Source organism: Homoserinimonas sp. (assembly GCF_056262345.1).
Window position 1 is genome coordinate 1 of the sequence record NZ_JBACFR010000214.1, and the last position, 13150, is coordinate 13150.

A 13150-nucleotide genomic window follows, 5' to 3' on the forward strand; every position below is an offset into this window, starting at 1 on the left:
ATGCCGAGCCTTACCCCGCTCCTCATCGTCAGAGTCGGAGTCCTGCCACGACGGCGTCGAGCGCAGCCGAGAGGGCGAGAACATCCGTTCCGCCTCCCTGTGCGATGTCGTCCTTGCCACCGCCACCGCCACCGAGGACTCCTGCGGCGGTCTTGGCCAAAGGTCCGGCCTTGACGCCCCGCTCACGAGCAGCCTCGTTAACTGCCACGATCACCGAGGGCTTTCCGTTGACCTCTGCGGCGAGGGCAACGACCGCAGGCGCCGAACCCAGGCGGCCCCGAACGCTCGTCACCAGGCTGCGAAGGTCATCCGCAGACCGAAGGCTGCCCACCTCTTCACGCACGATCGTTACGCCGTTTGCCGTGCGAGCCGACTCCACGAGCTGCGGAATCCGCTGGGCAAGCGCCGCAGACTCGAACTCCGCGATGCGCTTCTCCGCTGCTTTGAGAGAGGCGAGCAATTCGGCGATCCGGTCGGGCAACTGCTCACGCGGAGTCTTGAGGTTGGTCGTGAGCTGCGAAACGATCGCCCGCTCCGTGGTGAGGTCGCGGAAGGCGTCGATGCCGACGAGAGACTCGATGCGGCGGTTGGTCGACCCGACAGAGGATTCACTGACCAGGTTGATGAGCCCGATCTCAGAGCTGGAAGCAACGTGAGTTCCGGCACACAGTTCGCGAGACCACGGGCCGCCAATGTCAACGACGCGCACGGTGTCGCCATACTTCTCGCCAAACAGAGCCATAGCGCCGAGGTCTTTAGCCTCGTCCAGCGTCATGACCCGGGTTTCAACCTCGAGATTGCGGCGAATAGCGGAGTTGGCGATCTCTTCGATCTCGGAGCGCGTCTCAGGAGAGAGGGCCTGATTCCAGTTGAAGTCAAGGCGCATATAGCCAGCCTTGTTGTAGGAGCCGGACTGGTGAGCATCCGGGCCGAGCACCTGCCGAAGAGCCGCGTGAATGAGGTGCGTAGCCGAGTGGGCCTGAGTCGCGCCGCGGCGCCATTCAGGGTCGACGACGGTGGTGGCGGGGTCATCGACGCCGACCTCTCCCGAACGCACAACAACTCGGTGGCTAATGAGGCCCTTCACGGGCTTCTGCACGTCGAGAACCTCGAGTTCGAAGCCCTTTCCGATGATCGTTCCGGCATCGGCTTCTTGCCCACCAGACTCCGCATATAGCGACGTCTCGGCGAGGATGACCTCTGCCGTTTGACCCGTAGTGGCGCGCGTCACCGACTTTCCGTCGACGATGATTCCGAGAACCTTTGTCTCGGTCTGCAGATACTCATAGCCAGTGAAGACCGTCTCGCCCTTGGCGCGAAAGTCGCTGTAGACCGACAGGTCGGCCAGCGCGGTCTTCTTTGCCTTGGCGTCGGCCTTCGCCTTCGTGCGCTGCTCGAGCATGAGTGAATCGAAAGCGGAGCGATCAACCGTAAGGCCGGCTTCCTCGGCCATTTCGAGCGTGAGGTCGATCGGGAACCCGAACGTGTCATGCAGCAAAAACGCCGTGTCTCCTGGCAGCTGACGGGTGCCAGCCTGCTTCGTCTTAGCGACCGCGAGATCGAGGATGCTGGTGCCGCTGGCGAGCGTGCCCAGAAAGTTCTCTTCCTCGGCGTAAGCGAGTCTGGCAATGCGGTCGTAGTTGGTCTCTACCTCGGGGTACGCCGCCTTCATGGCGTCGCGCGAGGCGGGGAACAGTTCGGTGAACGTTGGGGCGTCGACGCCCAGCAACCGCATGGATCGAACACTCCTACGGAGCAAGCGGCGAAGCACATAGCCGCCACCCTCGTTGGACGGCGTTACGCCATCCGCCATCAGCATCAGAGCCGAGCGCACATGGTCGGCAACCACGCGCATACGCACGTCGTCGTCGTGGTTGGCCCCGTAGCGACGACCGGAAAGCTGCGCTGCGAGATCAAGAACCGGGCGAACCTGATCGGTCTCGTACATGTTCGCGACGCCCTGCTTGAGGAACGCGACGCGCTCAACCCCAAGCCCTGTGTCGATGTTCTTCTTCGGCAGCTCGCGAACCACCGTGAAGTCTGTCTTGCTCTTCACGTCGTCGAGCAGATACTGCATGAACACGAGGTTCCAGATTTCGAGATAGCGACTGTCGTCGACGGCCGGACCACCCTCGGCTCCGAACTCCGGCCCACGGTCGAAGTAGATTTCGGAGCAGGGACCGCCAGGGCCAGCCTGGCCCGTGTGCCAGTAGTTGTCGGCCTTACCCAGCCGCTGGATGCGCCTGTCGGGGAGGCCAGCGATGCGCTTCCATATCTCAATCGCTTCGTCGTCGTCCTCGTAGACGGTGACCCAGAGGTCACGCTCGTCGAAGCCATACCCGCCGTCGGCCTCCGACGTCGTCAGCAGCTCCCAGGCATAGGCGATCGCCTGCTCCTTGAAGTAGTCACCAAAGGAGAAGTTGCCGGCCATCTGAAAGAACGTGCCGTGCCGCGTGGTCTTGCCGACCTCTTCGATATCGAGCGTGCGAATGCACTTCTGCACACTCGTTGCACGGGGGTACGGCGCGGGGATGAGACCAGACATGTACGGGATGAAGGGAACCATTCCCGCAACCGTGAACATGAGCGTCGGGTCGTCGCTCACGAGCGACGCCGACGGAACTACGGTGTGCCCCCGCTCTGCAAAAAAGTCGAGCCAGCGTTGACGAATTTCAGCGGTGTGCATGTGGTCCCGTGATCAGTGAGTAGGAATGGTGATGCGAAAGCGGCGAGTTAGCTCTGCGCGCGCTTGAGGTCTGCGATGGTCTCTTCGGCCTCGGCGACTGCGGCGCGGAGCTCGGCTTCACGCGTGCGATAGCCGTCAACGACTGCCCCCGTGAACTCGCCGACGCGGCTGTCGACCTCTTCGAAGAAGCGGCGCCCTTCAGGCGTCTTATTAATCTGGTGGGCTGCGACGAAGCCGATACCGACTCCGACGATGAGCATCACGAGGTTCTTCATGACTGGCTCCCTAGTGGTTGTCGTCGTAGCTCGGTTGCCCCTATGCGCCAACCGAATCATCCGTCCGAGCTTACCGGCTGCGAGCCTAGCGCTCACCATGAGAACGTCGAAGCACCTCGCGGCAACGCAAAAGCGGGCCACCACAAGGTGACCCGCTTGAGTTGTGATGGTACTAGCGCGCGGCGTAGTACTCCACGACGAGCTGAACTTCACACGTGACCGGAACCTCGGCACGCTTCGGGCGGCGCACAAGGCGAACCTGAAGCTTGTCGAGCTCGACCTCGAGGTAAGCAGGCGTCTTCGGCAGAAGGTCGACGTGACCGCCGGCTGCTGCAACCTGGAAGGGCTCCATGCCCTCGCTGCGCTGGTGAACACCAACGAGCTGGCCTGGCTTGACGCGGAACGACGGGCGGTCAACGCGCTGGCCGTCGACGATGATGTGACGGTGCACGATCATCTGGCGAGCCTGAGCGGTGGTACGAGCGATCGCCGCGCGAACGAGAACAGCGTCAAGACGCATTTCGAGCAGCTCGACCAGGTTTTCACCGGTCAGGCCATCGGCACGACGTGCCTCGTTGAACGCGATGCGAAGCTGCTTCTCGCGGATGCCGTACTGGGCGCGTAGGCGCTGCTTCTCGCGAAGACGAACGGCGTAGTCGCTGTCGGTCTTGCGCTTGGTGCGGCCGTGCTCACCGGGAGCATAGGGGCGCTTCTCGAAGCCCTTAGCGGCCTTCGGGGTAAGCGGAATGCCCAGTGCACGGGAGAGCCTGGTCTTGCTACGAGTACGTGACTTGGTAGACACGGTTTCCTTTCGATACTGACGTCATCGGTCTTCAACAGGTATTCGCGCACACAGTTGTGCCGCGAAGATTAGAAGAGGGATGGTGCCACGGGACCGTTCGGCTAAAGAACTACGCCCCTTCAGTTCGGGTATCGAGGCAGCCGTGCACGAAAACCCACTGTAGGCGGTAGCGATCTTATCACTTGCCGCGGATGATCCGCAGCAGCTTCTCCAACCGTGTCGAGACATCCCGCTCATTGCCGTGATCGGTGGGCACGTAATAGCGACGCCCCCGAAGTTCCTTCGGCAGGTACTCCTGGGCCACGACGCCGAGGTCAGAATCGTGCGGGTAGCGGTAACCCTTGCCGTGACCGAGCTTCTTAGCCCCCGCATAGTGTGCGTCCCGGAGAGGCTTGGGCACCCGTCCGAAGTTGCCGGCCCGCACATCGGAGATCGCCGCGTCGATTCCGCGGATCACTCCGGGAGACTTCGGCGCCGTCGCCAGGTAGATGACCGCTTCTGCGAGCGGGATGCGCCCCTCTGGCATGCCGATGAGCTGAACGGCTGAGGCGGCAGAGGTTGCAATGACCAAAGCCTGGGGATCCGCCATCCCGATATCTTCTGCCGCGTGCACGATGATCCTGCGTGCAATGAAGCGCGGATCCTCGCCGGCCTCGATCATTCGCGCCAAGTAGTGCAGGGCGGCATCGGGATCTGAGCCCCTGATCGACTTGATGAAAGCGCTGATCACGTCGTAATGCTCGTCGCCATTGCGGTCATACCGCAGAAGCGCGCGGTCTACAGCGACCGCGACGATGTCCGCGGTGATCAGCGGCACGGCCTCGCCATCCCCCGGCGTCGCCTCGGCCGAGCCTGCAGCCGCCTCAAGCGCCGTGAGCGCTCGCCTGGCGTCACCGGAGGCGAGGCGGATGATGGCGGCCCGCGCTTCGGGGTCGAGCGCAAACTTGCCAGCCAGCCCGCGGGGGTCGGTGACCGCCCGATCCACAAGCACGCCGAGGTCATCGTCGCTCAGTTGTTCGAGCGTGAGCAGCAAGGACCTCGAAAGCAGTGGTGAGATCACGGAGAACGAGGGGTTTTCCGTCGTCGCGGCCACGAGAATAACCCAGCCGTTTTCGACGCCAGGCAGTAGAGCATCCTGCTGCGCTTTGGTGAAGCGGTGGATCTCGTCGAGAAAGAGCACGGTGGAGTTGCCATAGAGATCGCGCTGCGACAGAGCGGACTCCATGACCTCTCGAACATCCTTAACACCCGCGGTCACCGCCGAAAGCTCGACGAAACGTCTGCCGGAGCTATGAGCGATCGCTTGGGCCAGGGTCGTCTTGCCGGTTCCCGGCGGGCCCCACAAAATAAGGGAAACGGCGCGCTGCTCGGTAATGTCGGCCGAAGCGAGGCTCACCAGGGGCGAGCCGGGGGTCAGAAGGTGCTTCTGGCCGGCAACCTCATCGAGGCTGCGTGGGCGCATACGCACGGCCAGCGGAGTGGCGCCGGAGCGCAGGCCAGGCTGGACAGTCATGCATGCAATCGTAGGCGGAGCCACTGTCACCGCGCCGCGCGCGTCAACGTGGCTCCTGTCGGCTATGGTTTTGGGGGCAATCGACCGCGTCGGAGGACAAGTGGCAACCAGCAGGGGTAGCGAAAAAGAAGCACGAGCTGCACGCGAGCGTCTAAGGGTTTACAACGCCCGCCAGACGGTGCACGAGAACACCGTCTCGCGGCGCAAGCGAGACAACGTCATCGCCGTTATTGCTGGGGCCGTGGTGGTGGCTATTGCCGTGGCCGCGCAGGTCGCGTTCTTCTCCTTCGGGCCTGGAGCATCTGCCCCAGACGCGGCACCGTCTCCTTCACCATCGTCCTCGGCTCCCGTGGAGGGAACGAACGTTGGCGACGTTCCCTCTCCCGATCTGGCCGAAGGTCGCACCTGGACAGGCCAGCTCACTCTCAATGACGTTGCGCTCGATATCGAGCTAGACGGTGCTGCCGCTCCCCAGGCAGTTTCGGCCTTCATCCAAGGCACTGAGGATGGCTACTTCCTCGGAAAGACCTGCCACCGGCTAACGAACGGTGGATTCTTCGTGCTCCAGTGCGGCTCTGCCGACGGGCAAGGGTCCACTGACACGAGCTTCAGTTTCGGCCCCATCGAGAACGCTCCGGCTGACGACTTCTATCCCGCTGGCACGCTTGCGATGGCCCGCGTTGGCGGAGATGCATTCAGCAATGGTCGCCAGTTCTTTATCGTTTACGACGACACGACTATCCCCTCCGACGCCGCGGGCGGGTATACGGTGCTCGGAAAGGTCACTGGTGGGCTCGATGAGCTGCGTACGGCCATCACGGATGCCGGCGTTGTCCCCGGCAGCGCTGAGACGGACGGCTCCCCGGTTATTCCCACTACTATTACGGGCCTGACCCTCAACTGACGCTCTGCGCACGGCAGTGCAATAAGCTAGGGGCCGGTCGGTCCACAGTGGCCACTCTGGTAGCAAGGTGAGGCAGTGACGAACAACAATCAGGCACCATGGGGCCGCGTCGACGACGAGGGCACGGTTTTCGTGCGCGAAGGCGATAGCGAGCGCGCGGTCGGACAGTACCCAGACGGCACCCCCGAAGAGGCTCTCGCCTACTTCGAACGCAAGTTCACCGACCTAGCGGGCCAGGTGACGCTACTTGAACAACGGATCAAGCGCGGCACTCCCGCTTCTGACGTTGCGAAGACCGTCAACGCACTGATGGCCACGGTCTCGACAGCCAACGCCGTCGGCGATCTTGCATCCTTGCGCACACGCCTTGAGGCTCTCGGCGGCGCCGTCGGAGAGCTCACGGAGAAGCAGCAGGCAGAGACTCGCGCAGCCCTCGAGGCCGCCGTTGCCTACCGCACCGCTCTCGTCGAAGAGGCAGAGGCACTCGCGGCCCAGGACCCGGCAACCGCACAGTGGAAGCAGGTCAGCGCAGCGATCGATGAGATTTTTGCGCGCTGGCAGGCGCACCAGCAAGAGGGCCCGCGTCTTCCCAAGGCCGAGGGCAACGAGCTGTGGAAGCGATTCCGCGCTGCACGGTCCACGATCGAGACGCACCGCAAGGCCTTCTTCGCCGAGCTTGACGCGACTCACAAGCAGGCACGCTCTCGCAAGCAGGAGCTCGTTGCTCGCGCCGAGGCGCTTATTCCTCAGGGAATCGATGGCGTCCACGCGTACCGCCAGCTTCTCGACGAGTGGAAGGCCGCAGGTCGCGCCGGCAAGAAGTACGACGACGCGCTCTGGGCTCGGTTCAAGGCTGCTGGCGACGCGATCTACGCCGCGAAGGCCGAGGTTGATGCTCGGGACAACGAAGAGTTCGACGAGAACCTTCGCCTCAAGGAGGAGCTTCTCGCCGAGGCGCAGCCGCTTCTTACCGAGACCGACCGCGGAGTTGCCCGCGCCAAGCTGATGTCCATCCAGGAACGCTGGGACGCAATCGGCAAAGTACCCCGCGCCAACGTCAAGTCTGTCGAAGAGCGCATTCGCGCCGTTGAAGCCGCCGTTCGGCGCCTGGACGACGAGCATTGGAAGCGCAACAACCCCGAGCGCAAGGCACGCGCAGAAGGCCTAGCGGCTCAGTTGCAGGATGCGATTGCCAATCTCGAAAAGGAGCTGGCCGACGCCAAGACCACGGGCGACCCTGCCCGCATTGCCAAGGCACAGGAGGCGCTCGACGCCCGCCGTGCGTGGCTCGGCGTCATCGCGGACTAACCTCCTCACCGAAACGGCTGCCATCGGGTTCTCCACAGAACCTGAGGGCAGCCGTTTCGTCGTTGTGCTGGCTTAGACGATGGGGTCATGACCCCTCGCCTCTCAGCCGTTCTTTCGTCACACGACCTGCCCGCTGCCGAGCTTCAGGCAGCTCGTCTGGACGGCGAGGTTTACTGCGTCGATGAGTGCTTCTCCCCCATAGACGAGATCGACGATGCGGCGCACCGTGCGGGCTCACTGAGGACGCTCGTACCTCGCCGGCTCATCGCCGCACGGGAGACCGCCGCGTGGGTGCACGGCGTTCTGGTCAATCCGCCGGTTGTTCACCACTTCTGGTCGAATCACGACGCCAGGGCACGCCCGAACCCGTCGCCGCGCCTCGACGTGAGAGAGCTCGTGCTCGTCCCCTCAGACATCGTGATCCTCGGGGGCATGCAGGTCACCACACCGCTGAGAACAGCGATCGACATCCTGCGTTTCACCGAGCACGTCGGAGCGCGAGAGTCAGCGGCCGTTCCTGTGCTCAGTGAGCAGTCGGGTCTTAGCCTGCGCGAGCTACGCGAGCACATCCTGGCGCTCAAGAAGACGCCGGGCAAACACAAGGCGCTAGCGGCACTCGCCCTCGTGCACGAAGGTCACGAGCACCTAAGCGGTCACACGATAGACGTCGTAGACGGCGTCGATGCGTCTGACCGCATTGAGCACTCTGTCGAGATGCGTAGTGTCGCCCATCTCGAAGACGAACCTGCTGATAGCTAGGCGATCATTAGAGGTGGCGACGGTGGCCGACAGAATGTTCACGTGATGCTCAGAGAGCACGCGCGTGACGTCCGACAAGAGCCCGGACCTGTCGAGGGCCTCGACCTGAATCTGCACGAGGAAGATGCTGGTCGACGACGGTGCCCACTCGACCTCGACAACGCGCTCCGGTTCATTCATGAGTGACGCAACGTTGACGCACGACGCCTGGTGGACGGACACTCCGGAGCCTCGGGTGACGAAACCCATGATCTCGTCACCGGGCACTGGTGTGCAGCATTTCGCGAGCTTGACCAGGATGTCGGGAGCGCCCTTGACGAGAACACCAGAGCTGCCGCTGGTGCGCCGCTTCGAGCGGCGCGCGAGAGGGAACTCGTCTTCGACGTCGCTCTCGACCTGCACTGCGGCCGCGACCTTCTCGATGACAGACTGCGTCGAGACGTGACCCTCGCCGACGGCCGCGTAGAGTGCGGAGACGTCTTCGTACCGAAGCTGAGCGGCTACCTCGCTGAGGGCGCCCTGGTTCATAAGCTTTTGAAGAGGCAGGTTCTGCTTGCGCATAGCCCGGGCAATGGCATCCTTGCCCTGCTCCATAGCCTCGTCGCGGCGCTCCTTAGTGAACCACTGACGAATCTTGTTTCGTGCCCGAGTGCTCTTGACAAACGTCAGCCAGCCCTGGCTTGGCCCGGCATCCGGATTCTTTGAGGTGAAGACCTCGACCACGTCGCCGCTGTTCAATTCGCTCTCGAGCGGAATCAGGCGGCCATTGACCTTGGCCCCCATGGTGCGGTGGCCCACCTCAGTGTGCACGGCGTAAGCGAAATCCACGGGTGTCGCTCCCGCGGGAAGGCCAATGACCTTGCCTTGAGGCGTGAACACATAAACCTCTTTGGCACCGATCTCAAAGCGCAGCGAGTCGAGAAACTCCTCGGGGTCTGCGGTCTCCGCCTGCCAATCGGAGATGTGAGCGAGCCACGCCATGTCCGAGTCGCCAGCAATTGACGCGGACGAGTCTTTGCCGCCCGAGAGACGGTCCTTGTACTTCCAGTGCGCTGCGACGCCATATTCGGCACGCTGGTGCATCTCGTCCGTGCGGATCTGGATCTCGACGGGGCGGCCTTTCGGGCCGATTACCGTCGTGTGAAGCGACTGATAGAGGTTAAATTTGGGGGTCGCGATGTAGTCCTTGAAGCGTCCGGGAATCGGAGTCCAGCGCGCGTGAATCGAGCCGAGAACTGCGTAGCAATCGCGCACCGATGAGACCAGGACCCGGATGCCCACGAGGTCGTAGATCTCGTCGAAATCCCTGCCTCGCAGGATCATCTTCTGATAGATCGAGTAGTACTGCTTGGGCCTGCCCATGACGCGACCCTTGATGCGCGCCGACTTGAGGTCCTCGTTAACGGAGTCGATCACCTGCTGAACGAACTGCTCCCGCTGCGGGGTTCGCTGCTTGACCAGACTTTCGATTTCCACGTACAGCTTGGGCTGCAAAACGGCGAAGGAGAGGTCTTCGAGCTCCCACTTGATCGCCTGGATACCGAGGCGATGAGCCAGCGGCGCATAAATCTCGATCGTCTCCTGCGCCTTGCGTTTCGCCGAATCCGACGAGACAAATCCCCAGGTGCGCGCGTTGTGGAGACGGTCGGCAAGTTTGATCACAAGTACTCGGATGTCCTTCGACATCGCGACGACCATCTTGCGGACGGTCTCCGCCTGAGCGCTGTCGCCGTACTTGAGCTTGTCAAGCTTGGTGACGCCGTCGACAAGCATCGCAACTTCGTCGCCGAAATCGCGCCTGAGCATGTCGAGCGTGTACTCGGTGTCTTCAACCGTGTCGTGCAGCAGAGCAGCAGCGAGTGTCTTCGCGCCGATTCCGAGGTCCGCGAGAATCTGTGCCACAGCGACAGGGTGCGTTATGTACGGCTCGCCGCTCTTACGCTTCTGACCTTTGTGGGCCTCGTCAGCCGTGCGATAGGCCCGCTCAAGGAGTTCTACGTCTGCCTTGGGGTGGTGGGTTCGCACCGTGCGGATCAGGTTCTCGATCGCCCCGGCGTGCTGCGCACGGGAGAAGAGGCGCGGCAACAGAAGGCGCCGAGTTGCAGGGCTGTTCGACGTGACCTCGGTCATCATCTCACCTCCCCAGAACTCCAGATAGCAAATTTACCACCGCGCTCCCGTGTGAATCCCCAAGGGAACCTCAGGAGCGAGGCAACCGCTAAACGCCGGTTTCGGCGGCGACCTCCGTGGCCTCCGCGCGGCGAGCCGCCTCAATACGCTGCCGCTGCTTGACGATGGCCGGCTCGCGCTCACGCAGGTGAACATAAACCGGAGCCGCGACGAAGATCGTCGAATACGCCCCAACCAGAATGCCAATGAAGAGTGCCAGCGAGATGTCACGCAACGTGCCTGCGCCCAGCACGAACGCTCCGATGAAGAGAATCGCGGCGACGGGCAGAACAGCAACGACGGACGTGTTGATCGACCGAACAAGGGTCTGGTTGACCGCGAGGTTGACAGACTCCGCGAATGTTCGCTTCGTTGAGTCGAGGTCTTCCGTCGTGTTCTCCCTGATCTTGTCGAAGACAACGACAGTGTCGTAGAGGGAGTATCCGAGAATCGTGAGGAATCCGATGACGGCGGCGGGGGTGACCTCGAAGCCGAGGATGCCATAGATGCCGGCGGTGATGATGAGGTCGTGGAACAGGGCGATCATCGCAGCGAGCGACATCTTCCACGTGCGGAAGTACAGCGCCATCAGCACACCGGCTAGCACGATGAACACGATCAGCGCGCGAATCGACTGCGCGGTGATGTCAGCGCCCCACGTCGCGCCAATGAATGAGGCGTTTACCTGGTCGACCGGAACGTCGTACGCCGTGGCGAGTGAATCCTTGATCTCTAGAGCCTCGTCGTCTGTGACGATGTCGGTCTGGATGCGCACAGAGTCAGTTCCGACGACCGTTACGCGGGGAAGAAGCTCAGGCACGACGCTGCGGACAGCATCCTCGCCGAGAGTCTGATCGGTGTCGGATACGCGCTCGATCTGGAACTGCGAACCGCCGCGGAATTCGATGCCGAACTCAAAGCCACCGCGAAGCATCGGGCCAACGACCGAGGCGAGAATCAGAACCGCGGCGATGGCGTACCAGAGCTTGCGGCGGCCGACAAAGTCAAAGGAACGACGACCCGTGTAGAGATCGTTTCCCAGCTGGGCGAACCCTGACATCAGGAGTCCTTTCCTCGTGAGGGCGCGGACTGCTCAGCAGCCTTGCGCTCAGCAATCGTCTGTCGTTTTGCTGCCTCACGGCTGCTTGCCGCGCGTTTGGCCGCACTCACACCCGTCGGCTCGCGGAACTGGGCCCGACCACGGTATACGGCGCCAAGCGCCTGGGGGCTCAGACCGCTCCAGGGGTGACCGTCGCCGAAGAACTTGGTCTTCGACAGCAGCTGCATGAGCGGGTGCGTGAAGAGCATGACCACGAGCAGGTCGATGAGGGTCGTGATGCCGAGCGTCAGGGCGAAGCCACGAACGTTACCGATTGCCAGGACAAACAGCACAGCGGCGGCCAAGAAGTTGACGGTGTCCGACGCAAGAATCGTGCGGATTGCGCGCTTCCATCCCGCCTCAACTGCCGAACCGAGCATCCTGCCATCACGCAGTTCGTCTCGGATGCGCTCAAAGTAGACGATGAACGAGTCCGCGATGATGCCGATGGCCACAATCAGACCGGCAACACCGGCCAGTGAGAGGCGGTAGCCCTCTCGCCAGGACAGCAGGTTAATCACGAGATAGACGATTACTGCCGCGACTCCAAGCGAGGCGACCGTGACCAATCCCAGTGCCCGGTATTGGAACAGTGAGTAGACAACGACCAAAACAAGCCCGATTACGCCGGCAATGAGCCCGCTCCACAGCTGGCTCTGGCCGAGCGTTGCGGAGATGTTCTCGATGCTCTGAACTTCGAAGCCAATCGGCAGGGCGCCAAACTTGAGCTGGTCGGCGAGTGTCTTCGCCGTGTCCTGCGTGAAGTTGCCCGAGATCTGCGGCTTGCCGTTCGTGATTACGGCATTGGTTGTCGGAGCCGAGATAACAGCCCCGTCAAGCACGATCGCGAACTGGTTCTGCACACCGGTGAGCGAGTAGAGCCGCGTGGTCACGTCAGCGAACTGCTGAGTTCCTTTGTCGTCGAAGACGATGTTGACGCCCCACTGTCCAGTGCTAACGCCCTGGCTGTTGGAGACGAGACTGTGGGTAGCGTCGGAAATTCGCTCCCCCGACACCTCCACGGGGCCGAGGATGTACTTGATCGAGCGGGTGTCGTCACAGGTGACGAGAGGCTGGTCGGCTGGGGCAACGTTCGTCGCCGCATCGTCGAGCTTTGCGCAGTCAAAGTTCGTGTAGGTTTCGCGCAGCTCGGGGGTGATCCAGTTGAGATCGCTCGCGTCGGTGGGGCTGACGCTTGGCGTCGCCGCTGGCGCGCTTTCGGTGGGCTCGTCAGATTCGCCCGCGTCCGGCGACGCGCTCGGCTCTTCGCTGCCCTCAACGGTCGCGGGAGTTGCTGCGCTCGCCTCTAGCACCGGTCGGAACTCGAGCTTTGCCGAGGACTCGATGCGGTCAAGAGTCTCCTGATCGGGTGTTCCCGGAATCGACACCACGATGTTCTGCGCACCCTGCGTGTTGATCTCGGATTCCGAGACACCGGCAGCATCGATGCGCTGGCGAATGATCGACACCGCTTGGTCGAGCTGCTCGCTTGTTACTTCTTGGCCGCTTTCAAGCTGAGGGGCCAGGATGATCTGGGTGCCGCCCTCGAGATCCAGCGCGAGCTTGGGGGTCCACCCAGAGCCCTGCCAGATCACTCCTGCGACGTTGAACCCGACCAGCGCGACGACGATGACG

Annotated in this window: 10 protein-coding genes; 3 read left to right on the top strand and 7 right to left on the bottom strand. The window is 62.6% G+C overall.

The window, feature by feature from the left end; translation table 11 throughout:
- Window positions 1-28: 28 nt before the first annotated feature.
- The 4 genes from alaS to AC062T_RS10330 form a co-directional block, all read right to left on the bottom strand.
- Window positions 29-2686, bottom strand: coding sequence for an alanine--tRNA ligase (gene alaS, locus AC062T_RS10315; RefSeq protein WP_476029751.1), 2658 nt, complete (start codon window positions 2684-2686; stop codon window positions 29-31).
- 47 nt (window positions 2687-2733) lie between these two features.
- Window positions 2734-2961 (bottom strand): hypothetical protein, encoded by a 228-nt coding sequence (locus AC062T_RS10320; protein ID WP_108516558.1) that lies wholly within the window; start codon window positions 2959-2961, stop codon window positions 2734-2736.
- Between the two features lie 172 nt (window positions 2962-3133).
- Window positions 3134-3763 (bottom strand): 30S ribosomal protein S4, encoded by a 630-nt coding sequence (gene rpsD, locus AC062T_RS10325; RefSeq protein ID WP_108516560.1) that lies wholly within the window; start codon window positions 3761-3763, stop codon window positions 3134-3136.
- A gap of 178 nt (window positions 3764-3941) precedes the next feature.
- A complete protein-coding gene (locus AC062T_RS10330) occupies window positions 3942-5276 on the bottom strand; it encodes a replication-associated recombination protein A (RefSeq protein ID WP_476029753.1) in 1335 nt (444 codons plus the stop codon).
- Here AC062T_RS10330 and AC062T_RS10335 point away from each other — a divergent pair.
- From AC062T_RS10335 to AC062T_RS10345, 3 genes are all read left to right on the top strand, one after another.
- Complete coding sequence (locus tag AC062T_RS10335; protein ID WP_476029755.1) at window positions 5275-6180, top strand: peptidylprolyl isomerase; 906 nt, start codon at window positions 5275-5277, stop codon at window positions 6178-6180. The genes AC062T_RS10330 and AC062T_RS10335 overlap by 2 nt on opposite strands.
- Window positions 6181-6255: 75 nt before the next feature.
- Window positions 6256-7488: a DUF349 domain-containing protein gene (locus AC062T_RS10340; protein ID WP_476029757.1), complete on the top strand. Its 1233-nt coding sequence runs from the start codon at window positions 6256-6258 to the stop codon at window positions 7486-7488.
- An 87-nt stretch (window positions 7489-7575) separates the two neighbouring features.
- Window positions 7576-8247 carry a hypothetical protein gene (locus AC062T_RS10345; RefSeq protein ID WP_476029759.1) on the top strand — a complete coding sequence of 224 codons (672 nt, stop codon included), beginning with the start codon at window positions 7576-7578 and terminating at the stop codon, window positions 8245-8247.
- On the opposite strand, the gene AC062T_RS10350 is transcribed toward AC062T_RS10345, so the two are convergent.
- The 3 genes from AC062T_RS10350 to secD all read right to left on the bottom strand — a co-directional run.
- Window positions 8134-10377, bottom strand: a complete 2244-nt coding sequence (locus AC062T_RS10350) for a RelA/SpoT family protein (RefSeq protein WP_476029761.1) — start codon at window positions 10375-10377, stop codon at window positions 8134-8136. The genes AC062T_RS10345 and AC062T_RS10350 overlap by 114 nt on opposite strands.
- 88 nt (window positions 10378-10465) lie before the next feature.
- The gene (gene secF / locus AC062T_RS10355; RefSeq protein WP_476029763.1) at window positions 10466-11476 is read right to left on the bottom strand and encodes a protein translocase subunit SecF; all 1011 of its coding nucleotides are present in this window, start codon (window positions 11474-11476) and stop codon (window positions 10466-10468) included.
- Window positions 11476-13150 (bottom strand): protein translocase subunit SecD (secD, locus tag AC062T_RS10360; protein ID WP_476029765.1); only part of this gene is annotated, 1675 nt, incomplete at its 5' end. The genes secF and secD, both read right to left, overlap by 1 nt.